The sequence below is a fragment of the Micromonospora sp. NPDC005707 genome (genome assembly GCF_040631005.1).
In the GTDB taxonomy this organism is placed as follows: Bacteria; Actinomycetota; Actinomycetes; order Mycobacteriales; family Micromonosporaceae; genus Micromonospora.
Map to the genome: position 1 here is coordinate 138,946 of NZ_JBEXYR010000010.1, position 23,341 is coordinate 162,286.

General features: G+C 66.1%; 12 protein-coding genes. 4 read left to right on the forward strand and 8 right to left on the reverse strand.

Features of this window, described 5'->3' with window-relative positions; all coding sequences use genetic code 11:
- Positions 1–846 precede the first annotated feature (846 nt).
- Positions 847–1,410, forward strand: coding sequence for a helix-turn-helix domain-containing protein (locus tag ABZ452_RS21710; protein WP_357945722.1), 564 nt, complete (start codon positions 847–849; stop codon positions 1,408–1,410).
- A gap of 17 nt (positions 1,411–1,427) precedes the next feature.
- Here ABZ452_RS21710 and ABZ452_RS21715 read toward each other — a convergent pair whose 3' ends face one another.
- The gene (locus ABZ452_RS21715) at positions 1,428–1,865 is read right to left on the reverse strand and encodes a hypothetical protein (protein WP_357945725.1); all 438 of its coding nucleotides are present in this window, start codon (positions 1,863–1,865) and stop codon (positions 1,428–1,430) included.
- Positions 1,866–2,307: 442 nt separating this feature from the next.
- Here ABZ452_RS21715 and ABZ452_RS21720 point away from each other — a divergent pair, with 442 nt between their 5' ends.
- A complete protein-coding gene (locus ABZ452_RS21720; RefSeq protein ID WP_357945728.1) occupies positions 2,308–2,511 on the forward strand; it encodes a hypothetical protein in 204 nt (67 codons plus the stop codon).
- 2,746 nt (positions 2,512–5,257) lie between these two features.
- On the opposite strand, the gene ABZ452_RS21725 is transcribed toward ABZ452_RS21720, so the two are convergent.
- On the reverse strand, positions 5,258–8,014 hold the full coding sequence (locus ABZ452_RS21725; RefSeq protein ID WP_357945730.1) for a transcriptional regulator: 2,757 nt from the start codon (positions 8,012–8,014) through the stop codon (positions 5,258–5,260).
- A gap of 163 nt (positions 8,015–8,177) precedes the next feature.
- On the opposite strand from ABZ452_RS21725, the gene ABZ452_RS21730 reads away from it, so the two are divergent.
- Complete coding sequence (locus ABZ452_RS21730) at positions 8,178–10,100, forward strand: hypothetical protein (RefSeq protein ID WP_357945732.1); 1,923 nt, start codon at positions 8,178–8,180, stop codon at positions 10,098–10,100.
- A gap of 425 nt (positions 10,101–10,525) precedes the next feature.
- Here ABZ452_RS21730 and ABZ452_RS21735 read toward each other — a convergent pair whose 3' ends face one another.
- Positions 10,526–12,205, reverse strand: coding sequence for an alpha/beta hydrolase (locus ABZ452_RS21735; protein WP_357945735.1), 1,680 nt, complete (start codon positions 12,203–12,205; stop codon positions 10,526–10,528).
- Complete coding sequence (locus ABZ452_RS21740) at positions 12,202–12,669, reverse strand: hypothetical protein (RefSeq protein WP_357945737.1); 468 nt, start codon at positions 12,667–12,669, stop codon at positions 12,202–12,204. Before ABZ452_RS21740 ends, ABZ452_RS21735 begins: the two co-directional genes overlap by 4 nt.
- A gap of 744 nt (positions 12,670–13,413) precedes the next feature.
- Here ABZ452_RS21740 and ABZ452_RS21745 point away from each other — a divergent pair.
- Positions 13,414–14,487, forward strand: a complete 1,074-nt coding sequence (locus ABZ452_RS21745; RefSeq protein WP_357945740.1) for a hypothetical protein — start codon at positions 13,414–13,416, stop codon at positions 14,485–14,487.
- A 95-nt stretch (positions 14,488–14,582) separates the two neighbouring features.
- On the opposite strand, the gene ABZ452_RS21750 is transcribed toward ABZ452_RS21745, so the two are convergent.
- The 4 genes from ABZ452_RS21750 to ABZ452_RS21765 form a co-directional block, all read right to left on the reverse strand.
- Entirely contained in the window at positions 14,583–17,852 is a 3,270-nt protein-coding gene (locus tag ABZ452_RS21750; protein ID WP_357945743.1) for a type ISP restriction/modification enzyme, read from the reverse strand.
- 1,339 nt (positions 17,853–19,191) lie between these two features.
- Entirely contained in the window at positions 19,192–20,844 is a 1,653-nt protein-coding gene (locus tag ABZ452_RS21755; RefSeq protein ID WP_357945746.1) for an MBL fold metallo-hydrolase, read from the reverse strand.
- Between the two features lie 88 nt (positions 20,845–20,932).
- Complete coding sequence (locus ABZ452_RS21760; RefSeq protein WP_357945749.1) at positions 20,933–22,285, reverse strand: CBS domain-containing protein; 1,353 nt, start codon at positions 22,283–22,285, stop codon at positions 20,933–20,935.
- Between the two features lie 352 nt (positions 22,286–22,637).
- Positions 22,638–23,327: a hypothetical protein gene (locus tag ABZ452_RS21765; protein ID WP_357945751.1), complete on the reverse strand. Its 690-nt coding sequence runs from the start codon at positions 23,325–23,327 to the stop codon at positions 22,638–22,640.
- Positions 23,328–23,341 lie beyond the last annotated feature (14 nt).

Below are 23,341 nucleotides of genomic sequence, written 5' to 3' on the forward strand. Positions count from 1 at the left end.
CCGACTGTCTTCGAAAGCGACCTGGCGTGTAACGCAATTGATGCATGCAGCGCAGCGACCGTTTCGCCACGCTCGATGTTCGTCTTCTCTTTTCGGAAGAACTGTGCACCATTGCTATGGTGTGATCGGGTGCACTCAACTCGGCAGAAGCGGATGCCTGACACAACAGCCGTCACGGACTGTTGGCATCACGCTCCGTGTCCGGGATGCTCAAGGCCCGTGTAACGCTTCAATTGAAGCCATCGTGTAAGGGATCAAGCAGGGCACGACATCCCGCTGCTGCAGCCGTGCAACGCCCCGGCCCCCCAGAACTGGTCGGCTCCGTGGGCGGGCCGGGCGCGATCCAAGCCCTCTGGCGACGGATTCACCGCCGAGGCGATGTCGGACAGGGGCAGCCGGACCAGGCCGCAGACCGCCTGCGGCTCGGCCGAGTTCGTGGCGCAGCCGCAGGCGCCCCCTTCTGTGACCTGCGGTGAAGTGCCGTTCGATGACTCCAGCACCAGGGCGACGGCCCAATCCGGCAATGCGCCCAGCCGCCGCGAACCCGCGTATCGCTCGGCGACGGACCAGCGGCGCCGATGACGTACGCCGGCGGTCCGGCTGACGTGGCTTGACCCCGGCGACGGATTGAGCGTGGATCAGGTCCCCGCCCCCGCAGCGGCCAAGAGCGGGCTCTCACGCCGACCGTCGACAGATCCCCGGGCCGCAATGAAAGACGCTCAGCAACCGGCCGCTCACCTACGTATCGCACCGCCGCACCGGTAGTGCCGGTGGTTTCAACCCAGAGATCGGCCCGGGGCGCCACGACAGGCGCCCCGGACCCTGACGGACGGAGATCCGTAAGCCATGAGTCAAGCCGTCAAGGCTGCCCTGCTCACCACGAAAGACCTAGGGAAGAACGAGCGAGCACTGGCCATCGCCATTGCCGCCCACGCCAACAATGAGGGCAACGCCTGGCCATCCGTGGCCACCCTCGCCGAGTACGTCGGCTGCTCCGAGCGCACGGTGCAACGATGCCTGGCCAAGCTCGTGCAACTGGGTCGTCTTGTCGTGTCGAAGGTCGCCGGCATCGCCACCCGCGTCTATCGGCTGGTGCACACGGATCGACGGACTACAGCCGCAGTGGGGGTGACAGAACAACCGGCGGGGGTGACAGATTCGCCTGCCGGGGGTGACAGCCAGAGTGTCACCCGAAGTACTGAAGACCAATTTAAGGGCGACGCGCCCGTGAGCGCTGCGGGGTGGCGGCGGTTCCTGCCGACAAGCCGGCGGGGTCCGGCGCTGGCCGGAACCGACCGGCGGGGGGCGGCCACGCCGAACGCCGGTGGCCGGTGCCAGCGGCCTGGGCATGTTGGTCAGCCCATTGGCCGCTGCGTCCCCTGCCGTTCCGAGGCGATCGAGCGCAGATGAACGGCCGGACCGACTGGTTAGGTGCTGTCGGCTCTGCGGTGGAACTTCGTCGCGCTGGTGCTGTGCGCCAAGCCGATGGGCGACAAGTACTTGCACCGGCGGACCGTCGCGGCAGCCCGGCCACGGTTCTGCACGAAGATTGCATTCACAGGCTGCCTGCTGTTACGCCCGGGGTCCGGCCCAACCTTCCGCCGCCGCTTCGGCTTCACGTCTGGCTGCGCCTTCTCGAGCCGCATGGCCCGCTTGCTGCCGTTCTTAAGGTCGACCACGAGCTGGTCCTGCTGGTCATAGATGTCCCCAACGGCCATCTGCACAGCAATCATGGGCCCAGACTGCCGCCAGGCTCGCAGCGGCCAGATGATCGTCCACGCCAAGCCGGCTACAGTCACGACGGCGGCGATGATCGCAAAGGTGACCTGCCCCTTCGACATCAACTCGATGTAGAGCCAGGGCACACCTTCCGCTACCGCCCTGACCACGATCGCGTAGCGGTCGACGCACGCAGCTCATCGGGACACACCAGAATCAACGGCTGGCGGCGGTGCGACGACCTTGTGGCCTGTCACCGCCTCGTGCGCCGTCCGCGGCTTCCCCGGCGTCGGAGCGCCGGTGGGGGCTGCTCGATGGCCGTCTCGTCCTCGCCTCCGGCGCAAAGCTTGCTCACTATCCCGATAACGTCCTTGCGGCGTTCCTGCCCGCCGGGCCCTGGACCTCGGGAGGCGCGCGCCCACCGGTTCGCCCTCCGCCTCTAGATGTGACCACACCCACGATTGCTTGCGACGGAAGCTGTCCACCTCCGACAGTTGACTCACCAACCACAAACCAACCACGGGTACCTTCCAACGGGTCTCACCAGCCCACCAAGAGGGACAGCTGTGTCCCGCGAAGGGTCCACTGATGGGCAACGGGTTTGTGGTTCGCCTGCTCTGGCTTGCCGTCGCTGTACTCGCAGCAAGCCTTGCAGGAACGATCGCCGGTTGGGTTTCCTGGGCCACAGAGCCGGGCGTCGGCAAGGCATTGGCCTCAGGCGGCACCACGTTCGCCGGCATGGTCACCGTGGTTCTCGCGGCAGTGACCTTCGTCACCGGGCGACACGACTAGCGCTAGATAATCTCTCCTTTCCGCGTCCGCCGCCTCCAGGCACGTGTCCATGTTTCTCTGTCACCGCCACGTCCTAGGCATTACACCTAGGCGCAGAGCGGATGCGTGAGGACACACTTGAGGTCGGCCGTGACGATGAAGTTGGTGAAGCCGGTGCCCGTTCCGAAGGGCACCGGCTTCACCGAAGGTGATCAACTGCGGCGCGACCTACCCGACCGCTTCCGCCTCAGAGCCAGTCCCCCAACTGCGGTACCGACGATCCCCGTGATGGCAGGGATCGCGATAGCAGCGGCGCTCTGTCCGCTGGCCAGGGCGATCCACAGGACCGCCCCAATCCCGGGCAGGGCCACCAACACAACGGCCCAATTCGGCCCCTCGCCAGGGTCGTCAGGGCCCCTGACCTGTTTCTTTCGCGCATCCGTCGTTACGCTGGTCACCGCGTCTCGTTGCTCCCTTCGTAGTGGTCCATGCCTCGGACACTTGGGCGGACGTGACCGTCTCGGCGGCCCCGGGGGATGCGACCCCCCGGGTGCCCGCCTTGACCCAGACTTACGGGCCATCGGTCACGTTCGCCGTACTGTAATGGCCCGGTCCTACGGATCCGCGCCTTTCAACGGTGTGGCCTGGCGTCGCACCTAGGCGCTCTGCCTCATCACTAATCCCAACGTCACAGCCGCACGAATGTTGTTCGCTGCGGCTGCACGCCCACGTCCCCGCCTGTAGACGGGCCCCGCGGCGGGCCAAGCTCTACGGAATCACATCGACCCGACAGAGCCGTGGCACCCGGTGTGGAACATCATGCGGCCCTCGTCAGATGGACCGACCAAATCACGGGCCGTATCCACGCGCCGCAGCGGAAAGGCTGTCTGACTGACCACATAAGGCCAGGTCACAGCCTCTTTGCCAGGTTGGCCCTGGACTTTTCGACCTTCTCTTGCGTGTTGCGGATAGACATCAACTCATTGTGGAAGCAGTCAAAGCTGCCGGTCCTCTGCTCGTCAGCAGCGACACGACGGGCCGTCTCCACAGAGTTGTCCACAGCTTTATACACAGGCCACCATCTCCGGCTCCGGATCGGGCGACTTGATCCCGATCAGCTTGATGTCCATCCGGGGCCAGCCGAAGTAGAACACCGCGCCCGCCCCCTGGCCGCCACGAGGTAGATGGAGTCGTAGACGCCCGCCTCGCGCTAGGCCAGGAAGGGGCAGCACCGCCCGCGCTCCGCTCACCTGGCCGCCCAGGATTCGAACTTGGCGGCACCACCGTCCACACCCCGTGGTCCGGAGTTCCCGGCGCGAACCTTTGCCCTTGGCCTCGGTGGCGTGCCCCAGCTTCTTCAAGAGCTACCCCCGGCTTCGCGCGGGCCGCTTGCGGAGCACGACAACGAACCCCGGTGACAGCGCTGCCGGCAACCGTAGCGATCGCAGAGATTACGGCTAGGGCAGTGCTGCCGCTCAACTCCGGGCCGGTGGCCAGCACAATCCAGAGCAGCGCGCCGATGGAGACGAGGGTGATCACGGTCAGCGCCGTGAGCAGGGCGTTCTCTCTGTTACCCGCCGCGTTGGACTGGCACTTAGCTCTTCGCCTCCAGTGCCCCCGTTTCGGCAGCTCAGTGCCCTCGACTTAGAGGCGCGCGCCTTGTCGGCCCTCTTCTGGGCGGTCCGGTTGTTGTGGAAGAGGTCGAAGTTGCACTTCTTCTGCTCGGTCAGCAGCGCTTCGAGCAGGAGGCGGAGGCTCACCTAGCGCGGTCATTTCCAGCGAGAAGATCCCTGCCCGGGCCCGGCCCGGCACAGCTCCTTCAACTCCATCTCGATGGAGCCGGGCCCCCGGAACCCAACGCGCCTTGTCTGTTCTCTCAGGAAGAGGCGGCAGGCGATCAGTACGAGCCCGAGCCGCCCTGCCACAAGCGCTGTCCACAGCGCCGGGTCAACAGGGAAAGGGATCTTGCTGGAGCCACGAACAGACATGTCTGGCCGGCTCCCGCGTGAGAGCCGGCCAGACATGGCCGTCACTGCTTGGCCGTGGGATCGTTGCGCAGGGCGCGTCCTACTGCCAAAAACCTGTATTTGACAGTAGTCCGAAGGCCAAGGCGAAAGTCAGGGCCAGGACGCAGAGTCGGGTGGTCCGGCCCCAGCTCGCCAGCGCGTGCCGGACCACCCGAGCCGTCTCGGTGACTGCGGCGGTCATCCAACCATCCATCGTTCACCTCCTCTCCGTGTAACAACGACTGCGGCGGCAGACGCACACGCACCTCGGAGGCGGCTAAGTGCCGACGGTCTCGGTAACGGCGGAGTGCAGCCCAGGCGTCGTCGAACCAGCCCCGGCGGCGGCGCTGAGGGCCACCGAGCTGCACAGCCGGGGATGCGTTCGCACGCGCTGGTAGCCTGACGCGCCGCGCGCGAGAGATGAAGTCTGCCCGGTGCTCAGGACGGTGCTGCCTAGGTCGATCGCGGTGGTGGCCGTCTGTATGGTGACCGCGTGCGGTTCTTAAACGGCATGTCGTGATAGGGGCCGACGGACATTCACGTCAAACGTCTGTCAACGACGGCTGAAAACGGGATCTGGATCTGGACCCATTTTCCGTGATCGGAATTGACCCTGTCAGGCGAGCAGGATCCGCTTGCGGAGCAGGTCGAGGTTCGCCCGGCCGTACATCTGTCGTTTGATCATCTTAATCCGGTTGACGTGGCCTTCGCGGCGTCTCCACGGCCCGTCTTAGGCCCCAAGATGGTCGCCATCTCGATGCTCACGTCCCGGCCAGACTGGCGTGGAGCTGGGTCGCCAGGGCAATGCTCTCTTCTCGGGGTTCGGCGTCGAGGTCAGTAAGGGCTTTGGTGAGGGCTCGCAGCAGGGTGCGGATGCCGTCTGCGTCGCCGAGGGCGTGGCGGGCGCGCATGGCACGGGCGTAGAGGGCTTCGTTGTAGCGATCCAGGCTGATGGCCTTGTCAAGCAGGTCGGACGCGGCTTGCGGGTCGCTGTCGATCAGATCGTCGGCGAGCAGGAGGTGGGCTTCGGTTCCCCAGCGCCGTACGGCTTCACGGTGCGGTTGGAGCCATTCGTAATCCCGGCCGTCAGCCAGCGGCGCGGTGTAGAGATCACAGGCGGCGGTCAGCAGCTCGCGGCGGCGCGCGCCGGTGGCGATCGCCGCCGTCCGCAGGAGGTCGCGAAGTTTCCAGACGTCGACGTCGACCGTGGCCGGGTCGAGTCGGTAGCGCCCAGCGGTCTTGATGACGTAGGCGTTCTTCGTGTCTGCGGTGGCGGCGCGGCCGAGGAAGTGTCGCAGGTTGCTGGCGTTGGTGTGGACGCGTTGGTCGGCTTGGCTGAGGCGGGCGTCGGGTTCGAGGTATTCGCCGATGTCGCGGGTGGTGACTCCGTCGGGGTGGCAGGCGAGGAACACGGCGAGTTCGAGGGCTTTGGCGCGCAGTGGCCGGCCGGGTTGGGTGATGTTGTCGATCCGCGGTTCGCCGAGCACCCGGAGTTGGGCTTTGCGGGTGGCCGTGTCGGGCTGCGCAGTGACCGCCGGTTGTTCGGCGGGCTTGCTGTTGGTTCGGTTGGCGTGCAGTGGGACGACCGCGACCGGTACAGCGGGTGACGCGAGGGCGGGGGGTTCACCGGTCTGGGCTTCCCGCAGGGTGGTGAGGATCTGAATGGCCGTGTCGTGATCGAGCACGGGCAGGCGCGGTGGCATCGGCTCTGCCGCTTGGCCGGGCGCGAGTGTGGTGTGGCCGTCGGGGTCTACATCGACGGTAGGGCCGTGGGTCCATTCGCCGAGCAGCAGGGCGGAGACGTGCAGGTCGGCGCCGAGGGCGAGTGCGGTCTTGGCGCGCATGCGGGCGCCGGCGGGCGGGGTGTGGGTGATGAGCATGATCGGCGGCAGCGGTTCCTCGTCGGGGGCCTGCTGACGCGGGGTATCCAGGTCGGTGAGGGCGTGTTCGTCGAGGATGCGGCTGCGGTGCAGGAGTTTGGCTTCCATCACGGCGAGCAGGTCAGTCGCGCTGTCGGCGATGTGCAGGCGGGGCCATGGGGTGAGTGCCGCCGTGTCGGGGCCGAGGAGTGTTTCCAGGGTGGCGGCGTCGATGAAGACTTCGCCGCGTGCGTCGGGGTGGTGCGGGCCGCCGGATGCCAGGACCGCGACCAGTGCGGCGCGGGCGGCGGCGTGGGCGCCGTCGCCGACGATGCCGGTTCCGCCGGGCGGCAGCGGTGCGAGGTCGGGCACGGGTGCGGGCGGCTCGGTGTGGTGGTCGTCCGGATTCGGCAGTTCGGGGTTGCGGGCCACGGCGCGGCGCAGCTGGAGCACTAGCGGTGGCAGTTGCGTGGGCGGGTCGGCGTCGGGCTCGCCGGTGTATCGGCGGCGGCGTTGCGCCCAGACCAGGGCGGCGGCGGCGCTGATCGCGGCGGCAAGTGACCAGGGCAGCCAATTGGATGGCGATAGCTGCACCCCGTGCTCGTCACTTGCCCCGGTCGAGCCTTGGTCGCCCGCAGCTGGCGAGGCGGACCGCGACGCCGACGCGGTGGCGGCGGAGGGCCCTGGCGGGGTGGGCGAGGTGGACTCGCGGGCGCTCGGGGTCGTCGATGCCGTGCTGCTGGGATTTGGTGCTGCTTCCTGATCGGGCGTGGCGGGCGGCACGGTAGGACTCGGCGATTCTGAGGCGGTACTTGGCGATGCCGAAGGGGTCGCGGTCGAGGGTGATGGCGCGGGCGGTGCTGCCGGTGTGGCGGTCTGCGGTGGGCGGGCGTCGGCGGGGAGTCGCAGCTCCCAGCCGGGGTAGATGAGGTTGCAGTCGCGCAGGGTGCCGCCGATTCGCGGGAAGTGGCGATGCTTGTTCAGGCGGCAGATCTCCGGCCACCTGTATGCGTCGCCGAGCCACTGCTTGGCGATTCTGGACAGGGTGTCGTGTCGCTCGACGGTGTAGACGTAGCGGGTGTCTGCGACCCGGATCAGCGCAGGCCCTCGCGCGACCGCTTGTCGAGGAATGACACCACCGCCTTCAGCGGAGACGAGGACGGCTGCGGACCTGTCAGCGCCCTGCCCTGTGTTGAGGGATCCGACGGAGGTGACGGCGATCGCGGCGGTGCCGGCCAGGCCGAACACGAGCCGGTGCAGCGGTGCCGGAAGCCGCAGCGCCGGGATCCGCCATCGGGTCAACACCGCGAACAGCTCGGCGACTAGGAGCAGCGCGAACACGGCCCACAGCAGCCACAACGCCCAGACGGCCGCGCCCGTAAGCACGTTCGGGGTGAACCGTCCGCTCGGCTCGTCGAACCAGGCGACGATCTGCGGCCACGTCGGCAGCCGCCGCACAGGGTCGCCACCGACGGCCCACAGCAGCGCAGGCACGCCGACCAGGAAGATCAGGGTCCCCACGCCGGCGCGGACGGCCCGGGCCAGGGCCGCTGATGGCCGTCCTGGCGGGCGACCCGGTGACGGCTCGTGCGGCACGTAGACCGTGGGGCGCGCATACTCGGCCAGCCGACTGGCTTTATCGCCCGACTCCTGCGCCACTTGCTCGCCTCCACCCGCGCCGATGCTGACCTTCCTCCGCATATATGAGGATGACTGTGGCTCGCCATCCCGTGGAGAAGGATTCTCACCATACGCGCACAAGAGATCACTGCGCGGGACTGGAGTTGACGTTCCACTCCCCCGCCGGGAGAGACTGCCGCACATGCCAAACGGGGGCAGCCGGCTATCCATCGACCTCAACTCGTCGGCCATTGCCGCCACACTCGACCGACACGGCACTCGGATCCCCGTCCTGCTCAACGGCGGCCTCACCATGCCGCACGGCGTCGCCCTCGACCCCACCGGCCACATCCAGGTCGGCGTGTCCGCAGCGTCCCAGCCGCCGGCGAAACATCAGTTCGTCAGCGACCCGCTGGAGCTGCTCGGCCGACCAGCAGCAGACCAGCCGATCGACGGCGTGCAACTGCTCGCCGCACAGCTGTGGCATGCCGCCGACCAGGCCGCCCGTCAGATCAGTGAGCCCATCACCGCCCTCACCGTGACCATTCCGCCGAATTGGGGACCCCGCCGCCGGGCACAACTCGCCGACGCGGCAGCCCGGGCCGGCCTGCCCGCCCCTGCCATGGTCACCGCACCAGCAGCCCTCGCCGCCTACACCACAATCCACGGGCTCACCGCACCTGACGGCTCCTGCCTGCTGATCTGCCAGGCCGACCGCCACCCGGTCACCCTGACCATCCTCCAGGCCAGCCCCGAGGGGTACCGCGAACTGGCAACACGAACGATCGACCTACCCCGCGACCTGAACCATGTCCTCGCCCAGCGAATCGTTGACGCGGCCACCAACGACGACGACCCCCTGCGAGGCGAGATAGCCCTGTCCCCGCATCACCAGGACAGCTCGGCGCTGCTGGAATCCGTCCGCCTGGCCAGGCAGCTACTGATGACGCAGGACCGCGCGCCGGTGCTACTTCCCGCATCCCGTAAGCCCACGGTCATCACCCACGACGACGTCGTCATCGCGGCGCAACCCCTCCTAGACGGGGTTCATCACGCGGTCCATGACACCCTTGAAGCGGCCGACCTCGACAGCCAACACCTCAGCGGCGTCATCCTCCGCCAAGCCGAAGCCATACCGGGCCTCCAAGACCGGCTCACCACAGCCGCCGGCCTCACCCCGGCAGTCCTCGCCGATCAGTCCCACGCCCTCGCCGACGGCGCCCTGGCGCTCACCGCACCACACCAGCAGACACCCACCGCCGCGGGCACCAGCCCGCCACGGGTCCGGCTCCGCATCCGGGACCTCACCAGCGCCCTCCTGCTCGGCGCGTGCTCCCTCACTCTGCTCCTTCAAGCCATCTTCACCGCGGACATCACCACCATGTTCCTGCGGGTCGTCGGTGTCCGCACCTCCCTGCCGCAACTGGGCGCCGCCGGCGCGCTCGCCATGCTCACCGCGCTCGCCGTGGCGCACCTCGCCCCCACTACCTGGCTCGCCGGAGCACACAGCACGTCTGCGCCCGATCCCACGACGGGTAGCCTCGTCCGACGCGGATACCTCGCCGCCGCCGTCGGCGGCGCAATCGCCGCCGTCCTCTACGGCCTCGCGACCGGCACCTCCGTCCGATACGACTACAGCCCTTTCCTGAAATGGACCCTCAGCTCGGCGCTGCCACTCGCGGTCTGTGCCGCCGTCATCGCCGCGACCGCACCCCGCATCCCCGCCAACACCCTTCCCGCCTGGCTCGCGCGCACCCGGCCGGCGATCCTGCACGCCGCCATCGCCACCACCGGCATCTACCTCATGCGGGCAGCACTCACCATCACCCCACCCGTCGACCTGACCGGCATGCCCGGCCTCATCGGCAGCGCCGGAGCCGCGCTCCTCGGCGTCGCCACCGCGCTGACCGTCAGCGGAAGTCGCACCATCCGCATGGTCACCGCACCCGGCCTTGGACTTGGCTACGCCATCGTCTTCACTAACGACACCAACGGGGCACTCATCGTCGGATACCTCGTCGCCCTCAGCTGGTGGGGCATAGGACTCAGCGCGCACACTCTGCGACTTGCCTTCCCCACCGCCGGTCCGGCGCTCCGCCGCCTCATCGACGGCCGAGAAGCCTGACAATCTGCCGCTCGGCCCGCCTCCAGCCTGCGCCGACCCCGCCGTGTTCGCCAACCCGATCGGCGAAACCCAAGCTGAACGCCAAGCGCGCCGAGAGGCACAGCACCCGCCGCCAGAGACATCCCCTCGCATCAGCATCGAGCAGATGGTCGCCGTCCTCGAGGAGCTCGGCAACCTCGTGAGCGTCCTTCCGGACCGGCCGGAACAGGCTGAAGGCCTACACTGGCCCTGGGCTGCGCCTGGCTGACCACCCCGAAGCACAACGGTGCGGGGCAAGTGTCGATCTTGCGTGGTGAAAAAGTCCGTCGAATGAGTACCGTCAAGAGCTTCGGGACGGCGCCTGGCAGACGCGCGGCCAAATGGGTGTCCTAAAGCGCCCCTGCAATTTCAGTGCAGTGAGCTGAAGCGCGAGGGGCTGACAACTGCTATGCCGTCGCCACGTAGTAGACGGTTTTGACCTTGCGCGTCGTAAGCCCGCCATTCTCTTTGCCAGTGCGGACCTTCCAAGTCTTGCCGGACTGGTCGATGCCGGTGCGGCTGTCTCTGCTCGCCCACACCACCTCGCCGTTGTTGCAGCCGTAGAAGCCTATGAGGTCCGGGTTGTTCTTCTGGATGCCCCAACTGCCGCCGTTCCGTAGGCGGCATCGTGCACCGTTGTCGAGATCCAGTCGAATCGGCGACGGGGTGCCGCTGTATTCGGCCGGGCCGGTCGGCAGGGCCGCACCGACCGAGCCCTCCGTCCACAGCCGTACCACTCTGCGGCTCATCGGGTTGCTGAGACATAGTACGGCGTTTCGCCCCGCCTCCACCCAGCAGGCGTCCGCCGTCGCCGCACTGGGACTGCAGTAGTAGATGTTGCCGCTCCTGGCCGCAGGGCTGGCGGTGTTGAAGCTGCAGTCCACCCCGCCTACATCCGTCCCATCCACCGTGCTCCAGCCTGGCGCTACCTTCCCGTCCGACTTAACGGGCATCAGGTCACGGACAGTCGTGCCCGGCTCGAGCTGATTGAGGTAGTCCTTGAGCGAGTCAACCGCGTGATCCAACGCGGGGCCGTGGTTGGTGACCTTGATGTGGCTGCAGTCGGCGGTCAGCGTGGCGATCCCCAGATAGACGGCCAGCGCCGGCGTAAGCCTGTCCTCTAGTAGCCCGTCGAGTGCATTTTCGTCGACCTTGAGCTCCGCAACGGCACTCAGCAGCGAGCTAATGAACCCGGCCGCCCCGCCTTGAGCGGCGACCTTGAGCGTCCGCATCATTGAGTCGCTGGTGATAGTGCAGCTGTCCCTCTTTAGACGAATCTTCTGCCCCATCGGCCACGCGGCCTTCTTCTGGATCTGCAGATAGCCGTGCTGGCTGTCGACAGGCACGATGCCATCGCTGCTAAGCGGAATGTCGTACAGATGGAAGGGGCCGAACGTGCGCCTGACGGTGATATCGCCCGCAATAGCGGTAACTCCCGCCGTGACCGGCATGTAGCTCGGAAGCTGCGCTTTACAGCCCTTTGCCAGCCCGGCCCCGTCTCTGTGCTGCCCCAAGCAGATCTGGGCGTCCGAGCCGATCGGCGGGATGAGCTTGCTGCCGACGCTCTGCTGCAACCCCTGCAGCATGCCCGCGATCCCGGTGTTGCCGAAAGGGCTGCCCAGATAGGGCGTATCGAAGGTTACTAGTCCGCCGATACGGCCCATGACCTTGTCATCCTGTGCTGCGTAGAGCGACGCCAGACCACCCATCGAGTGGCCGACCAGGATGATCTTGCGGTCACCGCCGCTCTTTTTGCCATACGCATCAGAAACGGCAGCGATGTAATCGGCAAGGCAGCCAGCCACCACCTTGTCGGCCGCCCACGTGGTGCTGTTGCTGCCGTAGTCAAAATAGAAGGGCTGGATGCGATTTCCGATCCGCTCCGCCAGCGCCCTGCCGGCGCCCTCCAGTCCCTTGCCGCTGGAGGTCCAGCCGTGGACGAAGATGACAGGCCGCCGGCTGGCGGACTGGTTGGCGGTTGCGGTGGTGGAACTGCTGCTGCACCCGGCTGCCTGGGCAGCGGTAGACGGAACGGTTAGCGTCCATACGGCCAGCAGCAGTGCGGTCAGGACGATTCGGACCTTCATCCCTTCGGCCTTCCATCTACCAACTTCCACTCCCTCCCGAGGTACAGCACAGTGAAAGTCCAGTTGGGGATCGTCCCGTCAGGCGGGTTGTCCACCACTCCCTGAACCTCTGCCGTCTGGCCGTCCAGGTATGTGAAGGTGTCAAGGTCGAAGCTGATTGAGCCCAATGAGGCCAATTGCTTAACGGCCGCCGGTTCCAGCGCTTGATCGGAGGGCAGTGCCAGCGCGGCTCTGAGCTCTGCCTCCTTGCCGGAGGTCAGCTGCTCGGACAGCCGGGCTGCGCGGGATCTGTTGAGGGGACTGGCGCTCGGTCCACCAGCGGCGCTACCCGAGGCCGTGCCTGGCGCGCCGGCCGTCAGCTCACCATCTCGCATGAAGCTCCATCCCACCACGGCCAGCCCCACCAGCAGCGCCGCTGCCGTCAGCAGGATCCATCCCGTTCGACCCTTGCGTCCGAGTGGCACCGTGCCTCCCAGTTGACCTGCTCATAAGACGACTGATCTTCAGTTACGTGAGCGAGAGCCGCGTTTGGCCTTGATGGATCAAAGGAAGGCTGAAGGGGCTAGATGCAGCCGTAAAGGGTAGGCCACGGCCTGCTGGTCGCCATGCACTGGATCTGGTTCATGCGTCGAGCTGGTGGAGCGTCGAAGCCGCCCACCGACGCGCGCGCCCCGAATCTCCTCCTGTGCCGACGGTAGCCTGCTGATTGCAGACAGGTATCGACCCAATGGCCTACGGCGCCGGCCCAGGCGCATCCCTCGCCTTAGTTGTCGGCGGTTGCCAGTGTCCGTTCGTATGAGTCGACGAGGCCCACGTCTTCGATTTCGCGAGAGTCACCAAACAGTCAATTCGGCGAGTCGCTCGTGATGTTGCCGAGACCATGCACTAGGCGAGGGCAGTTCAGTGCCGAGTGTGGTCGCCGGGTGCCGGGTGCATTCGTGGGATCCGGACCTCCAGTTTGCCCGACGATCGGCAAGGCTCGTCCACCGCCAATGCCTCAGGTGTCGCTCTTCTGACACGCTGGCCCCCATCCCTATCTACCTGCCTGGCATGACCTGCTCTTCTACAGCACGGTTAGGCGCTAACCGAAGGGCATCGAAGGGAGGACGGGCCATGTTCTGCCGCTGCTCGGGCGGCCAGCGGATACCCTGATCACTCCAACACAATGGCCGAGGTGATCTAGGGTGAGATCTCGCACGGTCGCAGTCGTGACAACATCGCTGCTGACGATCGCAGTTGGCGTTACAACAAAGTTCCTCGGCAACAACCCGAGCGCAACCGCCCTCGCCACGTTCGGCGTGTTCGCCGTCGCCGCCGCCGTGTCGGCAGTCATCCTCGACCGGCAACAGCAGCAAAGCCGGCCAGCACCAGGTGTCGGTGGCCGCAACACCTCATTGAAGGTTCCCGCCGGGTCTGGAAACATGGTTGGCAGTTCCGGAACGCAGAACGTCGCGCTAGGCGGGTCGAGCATCGGCGTCTCGAGCCGTCACATGACCGTAATCGTCGGCGCGTTCGTCACCGGCTGCATCGGTGTCGCTGCTGTCGTCGCCGCAGCCATTATCGTTGCTATCAATAATGACGGTGACAATAAGGCCGCCGCAACTTCGCCGCCCGCCGTCCGCGCACGGCCCCCGGTGCTCGCAGTGGTTCGCGCGGACGCTCGACCAGCGAATTTGATCGGCGGAGACTTTGATGACACGTTCCTGTACTTCATACCGCAGAAACCGATTCGGGTTGGGCCGCCTCCGGAGGCTCCGTGCAAAGAGCGCAAGGACTGGGCATGGGAAAAGAATGGTGCCGACTATGAGGCCACGTGGGCTGAGCTCACGCTTGAGAACACCCGGCCGTCACAGGTGATCGTTCGTGACTTTTACGTCGATATCGTGTCTCGGACCCCATTGCCGGACGGCATGGTGGCGATCTGCACTACTGGTGGCGGTGACACTCCCCGAGACCTCGGGCTAAACGTGAACCTCGACGAAGAAGAACCAACGGTCATGTATCGGGAGGTGTCCGAAGGGCCATACAAGCCATTGCCCGGCTGGGAGCTTAACCCTGGCGATCAGGACTCCTTCTTTCTGTACGCCACTCTCAAGGAATCCGTCCTAGTGCAGTGGCGCCTAGTCGCGACCGTGATCTCCGGCGGAGTGACTCAGGAACTTGTAGTGGACGATAACGGTCAGCCTTTCCGAACTGCGGGCCACGGCGCTCCGACATGCGTCCCGGGAGACGATGTCGGAGAGACGAAGGACTGGTCGTGTGAGCCCGGCACTGGCGGCTGACTTCCGCCGACCGTAGGCGTCAGACGCATATTAACGAGGCAAGCCACAGCCTCGAAAGTCATCCCTGGCCATGGTCGGACCGGCCACACGAGTTGTCAGAACAGCCTGGGGATTCGACTGTCGTCCGAAACGATGAGCTTCGTGGGCCCGCGCACCGGTAGGACGCCGCCCTCGGTCAGCTCCTCGACCGAGACCAACGGACCAGCGCAAATGCGGTCAAGCAGGGCTGACTGCCGGGGCTCGAGAGCCACGCACCCGCCGAGGACTGCCAGGATCTCGAGCAACTCGTCAGTGAAGTCGCTGCTCCATCGGAGCGGTTCCACGTCGTCAAGCGGCGAGGATCGACGCCGGTGGCGCTGGTTCGCGCAGCGATAGTTGAACCAATGGCGAATCACTTTCATCCCACCAACGTTGTACTCCCAGACCCGACGGTCGACAGGTCCAATTCGCCCCGTGCCGACCAGCAACGTTCGACTGTCCTCGTCCCAGCCGATGTCGTCCGGCAGTGCGTCCGGCTCGTCCGGGATTGTCGCGAGGACCTTCGGCACCGTCCGGTCGACGAAATCGCGGAAGCGCTGCTCACCAGCACCAACCTGGCCGAATGTGTGAAGCCACAGCACCTCCCGGCCAATCGACACGGCGGTCACCCATTGGTCGACGTCGGCGGTGAGCGGGACGCGGATGCCGGGGTGCTGGAGCTCCTCCCGGAACCGCTTGGTGTAGTCCGGATGAGCCACGACTCCGGCGACGTAGGCCATGAGGTCGGCAGCGGTCACATCTCGCCCAAGAATTTCCCCGAGCATGCTGCATAGCCGGGGCGTGACGTTAGGTCGGCCTGTCGAGCTGTCGCAATAGAGCGGGAACACCCGACCGCTTCGCCCGTTGTAGTGGTCAAGGTCAGGAATGAGGTGGGTAAAAGTGATCCCTGGCCCGCTGCCGATGGGATGGCTGTTCTGCTCCGTCAGGTAGATCTGGTGCGGCGAGCGAACCGCCCACAGCGGCGGCCGCGGCATCACCATTAGTCGACTGTCCGGCAGCACCCACTGCCGGTCGAAGGATCGATAGGCGATCCTCACTGGCGCTGGTGCGGAACCCGTTTCGGCGGCGAGTGGTCCATCTGGCGCCGCAAAGCCCGGCAATGGACGAACGATGCTGTCAACCGTCCGGTCCCGCGATTCCGGGAGTATCCGGCGGCGACCGGCCTTGTCGGCTTGCACGAACCTGCGCCAACGACGCTGAAGGGTGTCGACATCGGGGGCGTACACCCACGTACGCCCTGCCGTCACGCCCCGGGATGACTCCGGAAAGAGTTGTTTGAGGTCGGGGTAGCGTGACCAGTCGCTGTCGAAGTCGGGCAAGAATGGTGCCCGCCAATCTTCGCGGGAGCGCCTCCACGCTGGGTCGGTGTGGCGGAGATCCTGCAGCCGCCGAAGTTTCTCCTCGCGGGATCCGATCGCGGCGAGGGTCCAGACGGTAGCTGGAGTTGCTGCCTCGCCTTGGCCGTAGCGGGCGAAGATGGCGATGCAGAGCTGCCGGCCAACGTCGGGACCAAAAAGGCGGGTCTGCTGCTGTGGCCGATTCCCCTCAGGGGATAAGTCGATGATCCAGCCTTCGTCACAGGTACGCCGCAGATATTCCCGCATCCCCTCGAACGACTTGCCCTTGATGAAGCTGGCCGGCGTAACGAAGGCGACAATTCCTTGGGGTTCGTCCGGATGCGCTTCGAACGCCTTCCACAAGGCCCAGCGCCAGAAGCACCACGGTAGGCCGTACAGGTCCGACTCGTAGCGTCCTCCTCTGGGAGTGCGGAACTCGTCGAGGGACGGCCGGTCGGGGCGGCTGCCTGGCAACAAGGGCGTCTTGCGTCGCTCCTCGATCCAGGGCGCGCGGCCCATGGTGTTCTCGACGTGCGGCGGGTTGCCCAGCACAACCATGACGGGCACTTCCCGCTTGATGCGGTTCGCCTCGAGGCGTGAGCGTTCAATCACCCGGTAGGCCGCGCGAAGCCGCCCCTGCTGAATAACAGGGTCCTCCAATGCGTCGGTGAGGAATCGAACCTCTGAGGGCGGAAGCTCGGTATTGAACTGGGTCTTCATCGCCTGATGGAGCCGCAGCTCGGCTACGGCGTAGGGCGCAGCCTGGATTTCGAAGCCGACGAGGCGCTGCTGAAAGAACTGACGCAACCGTGGACCGCGTGCCCCGGCTCCCTGCTTGGCGTCGATGGTTGCCGACACCGCCCGCAGCACCTCGACGAGGAAGGTGCCAGTCCCCATGGCGGGATCAACGACCGTGACGTCATGGGCTGCCAGACCCCAGGACCGTTCGAAGCGGTCACAAAGTATGCCGTCCACGAAGTCAACTACGGCGCCTGCCAGTGGCTGGGGAGTGTAGAAGGAACCGCTGCGTCGACGGAGTGCAGCGTCATACGTGCTCAAGAAGCGTTCGTACAGATCAGCGTGGGGATCGCCGCTGCCGGTGTCGACGGCGCCCCAGTCGACGCACCCAATGACCCTTGAGAGGGTGTCGATCATCCGAAGCTCGTAGGCGGCGTCGTTGTCGGTGAGGACCGCCAAGGCCCGCCCCATGAGGGAGTGCTTCTTGCCTAGCAGTCGGGCTATTTCGTGCAGTGGCGTCTCCTCGAAGGAAATGCCGTCGACCCGCGCCAACAGCAGCGCGAAGGTGACCGTCTGCGCGTAGGCGTCCGCGAAGCCGGCATCGTCCAGACCGGGGAACAGCAGGTCCCGCCAGTCCGCAGCGAGCAGGGACAACTCCTCGTGGGCCACGTCACGCGCGGGATCCGCGAGAATCGCGGCTACCTCGTCACGCAGCAAGCGACAGAGCCCGGCGACGATCCGGATGAGCTGGGCAAGCGTCCGCGGCTGCTCGGGCTGCCAGAGCAGGAAGTCGTGGATCAGGGTCTCAAACTCCGGACCAGCGGGACGCGGTGCGCCCCGACGGCTGGAGAAGTCACCGGCCAGATGAACGACGGCGCCCGCGAGTTCCCCGTAGCTGTACCGCGCCCACGTGACGCCATCCGAGTAGAGCACATTGGGCAACGCCTTGAGCTTCTCCCACTGCAGGCGCTCTCGCTTGGTCGGTCGGCGCCAAGTCGAGGGAACGCCATGCCCTGGTGCTTTGAGCTCAACGTAACCGACACGAGCGCCCCCGACATCGACGGCGAAGTCAGGGCGCGCACGGACCGAACTCAGCCGGACTTCTCCGTATGGGATGGCGTCTACGCCAGCATGCTGTCCGAGCCTGCGAAGCAACTCCTCCAACGGGCCTCGTAGTTGGTCCTCCGGATCACCGCCCCGATCGATCTTCTCCCCGACTCGGGCGGTGAAGGCCGCGACCGCCTCCGCCACCGGGTCCGGAACTAGACGCAGATGCCGAGCGCTTGTGGACCGATTACGGCGAGGTTCGGGACTGCCCATGGATCCCCCTGCGGCCGCGGGCTGGTCCTTCAGGATTACGGAACGCCAACCGTCAACACATCCTGCATTCGATCGATAGCGATGTGTAGTACTGGCTCCTAGAATCGGGGCTTGCGTGCCCAAGCGCACGCTGCATGGAACCGCTCGCGACATAACAGGGATCCGACAGTCAGCGGCGCAGGCGGCGCGAGCACGGGCCGTCGTGGTCGGTGCGGAGCAGACAGCGCCGGCCGCCGCGCGTCAGCGCATCCCACAAGACTCAGTACGTTCTGGTCGTCCTCGGCAGAGACGGTGGTCCCGAGCCTGGTGTCGACCGTGGAACCGGCCGCGGCGGACCGGGCCATGCTCATCCGCATGCACATACCCCGGGCCTGAGTCCGCCGTGCAGCTGCCGGCGCTGAGCAGCGCGCACCGCTCATCTGTGCGGACTGACTGAAGCCGGCGGGGCTGCTCGGGGACGGAGTGCAGTTGGCTCGCGGCACCGTCGCCGTCGCCTCGGACGGCCACCTGTGCCGGTCTCTACTCGAACGGCACATAGACGATTTCCTGACCGCCGTTCAGCAGATCCGACGACCCGGTTCCAGCGCCCCAGGCAGCCCGGATCACCGGCAACACCCAACCCCAACCCCGAAACACGTGCCGCGCGACTTGAGCGCTGCCGCCGGGCGGTCGCCCTTCAGGGGCGAGAATCACCGCGATCGGGCGAAGAGCTGGGAATCGGCCCGGACTCGGTGAAGGCCCTTCTGCGGGGACGGGAAGTTCTACACACCCCCCGACTCCGATCCTGCACGTCGCTAACTGGTCAAATAGTATTTCCGCCTTGCACTCTTTCCGCCTCGTCGCTGTCGGCAAGGCTCGTCATCGATACAAGGCTCACCGGCACACGTCCGTCCGGCGCGGACTCAATCTTAGCTTTGGCATGCAGCCCGCCTGCCCATAGCGACTCGAGGTTCGGTCGCCCCGCCGGCCAGCGGCACATCCGGTGAGGCGACCAGCGCGGCCGTTCTTCGGACGCCGACCTTGCGCGCGTACAACGCGACGCCATGGTGGCACCCATCGAACGGAATACCTGCCCGGTCCATGATCACCGTCAAATCAGCACAGCGATCATGAAATCCTCGTTGAGGGCTGGGCGCGACGGCGGTTTGCGAGCGGGAGCAACGGTGATGGTTCCCTGGTCTCGTCAGACAACAGTAGTCAGCAGGTCAGGCAGCTCTGCAGCGCCCGGGGACGACGCCCAAGGCTGTAGCTGGCCGAGCATCGCTGCGGGTTACAGCAGGAGGTGGTGTGTGCCGGAGGTGCTGCTGACGCAGCGGCCGTGGTTGTGGTGCGTGCTGCGGTGCCGTGACCAGAGGTGGACGCGTCTATTGCCGTTCTGCCCGACGCATAGGTCAGCTGTCACCTGCAGCGCTAGCGGCAGGGGATGGGTGCCGTGATGAGGCGCAAGCATCAGCGCGTAGTGGGCTGGGTGAAGATCGGTGTTCGTCAGCCAACGCAGCACTGGTGGACCGGCATCGCCGAACACGATGAGCCGGCCCGGTTCGGCGTCTTCGAAGACCAGCGACATGTTGTTGTTGGCGCGGCGCATCGCATTCCACACGCCGCGGAAGGCATCATGCAACTCTCCCGGCACGTTCAGCCGGGTTATGTCCAGGGCTCCACCGTCGTCATGGTCGTTCTCGTACATGTCCTCGCCAAGATCTTCGCCGTCTATGAGCTGAGCGTTGTTCAGCGTCCACGTCTCCGGATCACCGTGTCGAGGCTTTAGCCAGCCACCGTTGCGGGCTGCCTCGAAGTTGTCCCGCAGAGAGTTGTTGCCCCGGGCGGTGAGCTGTTCAGCGAGTTGCTCGAACCGGGACACAGCGCTGCGCACCCCGCGGGCGAGGTGGCTTGGCAGCGTGGCCGGGGGCCACAACACGTCGTAGGCACGTTCCCCGGCAAGGAAGCCGTTGCCTCGAGCCAGCGGCGTGTACTGAAACTCGCCCTTCTCGGTCACTCGCTCAAGGTCGAGCGAGAGGTCGAGACTGCGGAACCCGGTGACGGTGAGTTCCATCGCCAGGTAGGCGGCGGTGAACGGCGGTGCTACGACCGGCGGCCGTGGTGAGATCAGGCGTAGGGACTCGAAGCGCTGCCCGCGGGCCCGCATGCGTTCGGCCAAGCGGACAAAGCCGCGGTAATGGTCGGCGTCGAAGTGAGTGACAACGATTGTGTCGATGACCTCCGGTCGGCCGTCGAGGGCGTCCACCAGGCGGTCGCACGCCTCGTCGGGCGAGATGCTGTCACTGCCGCAGTCGACCACTAGCACGGACTCACGGCCGCGGTATTGGGTTCTGATGATCGAGCAGGCTCCATCACCGACGTCCACCACGCTTACCCGATCGCGGCTGAGCGGTGATTTCGAGAGTCTCTTCCTCAGTGGTCTCGGTCCAGGGTCTGACCTTCTATGCGCCAACTCCGCGAGGCGGTGCCCATCCGGGTCGGCGTGCAGTTGGGAGATCTTCATGGTCGGCGGCACGTGGCGGTTACACAGGTCAGCTCCCGCGGCGGCACGTGGCACGGACCTGTTGATCCACTCCACCGCCCTTGTGTGACGCCAGCCCGGCGGCGCCTCTGGACGGTATCGGTAGCGACCTGCGATGCGGCCAACAGCCATGTACTTGGGAAGTCTCCGCATGGGCATGGCGACGTAGTCACCCGGCTTCATCTCCGCCAGAAAACGCCACAATTGCCCTGCGTAGTTGCCGAGCCCCTTTATCGACTTTGTGGGATAGGCTGCGGCGAGGCCACGTCTTACCTCGATCCGACTGCGAAACCGCGAGATGTCCCCTAGCTCGGGCCACTGGGCGACGATGATTCCTTGGCGCAGTGCCTCCTCGTCTGCTCCGAGGGGATCGGGAATGCGCACCATCCAGGTGCCGGCCATCATTCGCCTCCAAGTCGCCAGCATTGTTGCGCTGGTGAAGCGGGGACTCGCGGTTCATCGCCCCGAAAACCGGTTGTCGATGGCTACATCAGGGCAAGGGGTCGACTGCATGCAGCATGGCGAGCAGGCCGTCGATCACTCCCCACTCGGACGGGATCGGATCTGGGGAGAAGTGCATCATCCTGTTTCGGACCTCTGCGACCGCGTCGACCTGCTGGAGGAACTGGGTGTGGTCGAGGGGCCACTCCAGCAGGCAAAAGCGGGCTTCCTCGGCCAGGACATGCTTGTAGGAGCCGAAAGTCAAGGTCTCGGCGCTTTTGTGCCGGTTGTTGGTAGCAGCCCTGATCTCCTGAGCGGGAATGCGGGCCTTGACCCGCCGCTTCAGGCGCCGTTCACACTCTTCGATCATGGTGAAGGGTCGAGCGACTTCGCCGAAACGGTTGGTAAGGTCGGCGGCGGTGACGATACCGGCGATCGTCTTGCTGTCGGCGGAGAGCACGAAGATGAAGCCCTGACCGGAGATCTCGTCGATGCGCGGCAGCACGAGGTCGTCGTAGGCAGCCAAGGGGGCTTGCCGCTTGGCCTGCGCCACGGTCGACACCGTCTGGTAGGTCATCTGGGCTTTGGCGATAGATTCCCAGCTCACCGCGCCGTGGAACGTGCCGTGATCGTCGATGATCGCGAGTTGGGAGTAGTTGCTTCCGAGCATGACTGTCTGGGCCAGCGCGATCGAGTCGTCGGGTTTGACCGACGCGACGGCGGCGTCAGAACGGAGCAGGTTGCCAAACCGGAGGGTGAAGGGCTTGTCAGGGACGTCATCGTCGTCCGTTGCTTCCGCTACGGCGGCGTCGAGTCCTTCCTCCTCCTCGTCGAGGAGTTTCTCGGCGGCGGTTTCGTCGGTGGAGTCGTCGGCCTCAGCCCCCGTCTTGACGACAGTTACCCTGCTACCGATCCAGCCCTCGGTGAATGAGGGCACGGTGGTGAGGCCGTTCTCCGCGAGGTCGCGGTGGATCACCGTTACGGCCGAACTAGTCCGCCGGCTTGCTCCCCATTCCGCGAGGAGCTCCCGGATGGTGATCTTAATGCCGTCGTCGGTTCCAGCGGCCCGGGCGATGAAGTCGTCCGGGGTAGTCCATTCATTGGTAACAACCTCGTCGGGGGTGGGACCAGGGTCGACGCCGGTGTCCGCGAGGGCAGCGATCCGCCGCGCTGCGCCGTTGCGCCGCAGCTGACAGATGGTGAGCAGCGAACCGAGGCTGTACAACAGATCCTGGTTGATCGACGAGCGCGGGAGCGCTCGTTGGATCCACTCGACAGGCCGCACATGGCGGCGGTCAGCCTCAGCATCCCTCCGGTACCGGTATCCCCCGGTGATGCGACCGATGGCGACGTGATCGGGGACGGTCTTCAGGGGGATTGCGACATAGTCGTCGACCTCCATGACCCGCACGAGACGCCATAGCTGGCCAGTCCAGTTGGCGACGACCGTGCGAGACCGGTTTGGATAGGCCGCACGCACCATTGCGTGCAACTCCCTGCGCGTCGCCACGTGGGACAGGTCGCCCACTTCGGGCCAGCCGGCGATTACAAGGGACTGTTCCAGAGCGTCCGCCTCGCGCTCGCCGTAGCGACCGGCTCGGACCAACCATGCAGCCGTCATAAGGTGTACAGGCATACGCAGCCGCACACTTCGAAGCAAGATTCATGTCCGAATGTCGACAGATCCCGGCCAGTGTGGGACTGACAGGGCGGTGGCAGGTCCGGAGCAGACGGCCGACCGTTCGCTGATCGGCTCACCTGTACTGGCGCCGCTGGGCCGCCCGGATCTCCGACCTGGTCTCGGGCGGCAGCTCCACCAGTTCTACCTCCACTCCAAACGCACGCAGCGCCGCAGCAGCCCAGGAGCGCGCGGTTGTGAAATGGTGGGCGGCCTCGACGTCGGAGAGGCAGAGCACAAGGCGTGGCGGCGTGGTCAGAGACGAGGCCACGAACATCAGGCGGAACGCGTCGGCAAGAACCTTGTGTTTCTGCGCGGACTTCGGCGGGCCCTGGTGCGCCCACACCTCGACGAGAACGGCAAGTCTCTCGTCCGCCCCATCGACCTCAACTCTGGACCCGTCCTCGAGAACAAATCGCCGTGGGCTCAGCCCGACCCCCAGCCGGTCGGCGAGGAGACTGAGCATGACGGCCTCGGCGTGCCGTTGCACCGCGCTGTCGCCCGCGGCCGGCGCCGGAACCGTCTCCTGCCTCACGATGAGTGCCGCCGTCTCGTCGTCTCCGGGGATCTCGTTTACGATCTTGCCGGCAGGCCCGACGTAGCGGCGAAGCCGGCGGCTCTGCTCCAAGCGGCGGCACACCTGGTTGACCGTCTGCCGGGGTTGCACATCGAGCCGTCGGGCAAGTTCGTCGTCATCGAGTGGCGTTCTGGCGCGCACCAACTCGTGCATCACACGCTCGGCGATGGTGAGTTCTCTCAGCGACATCTGACTCCCTTTCG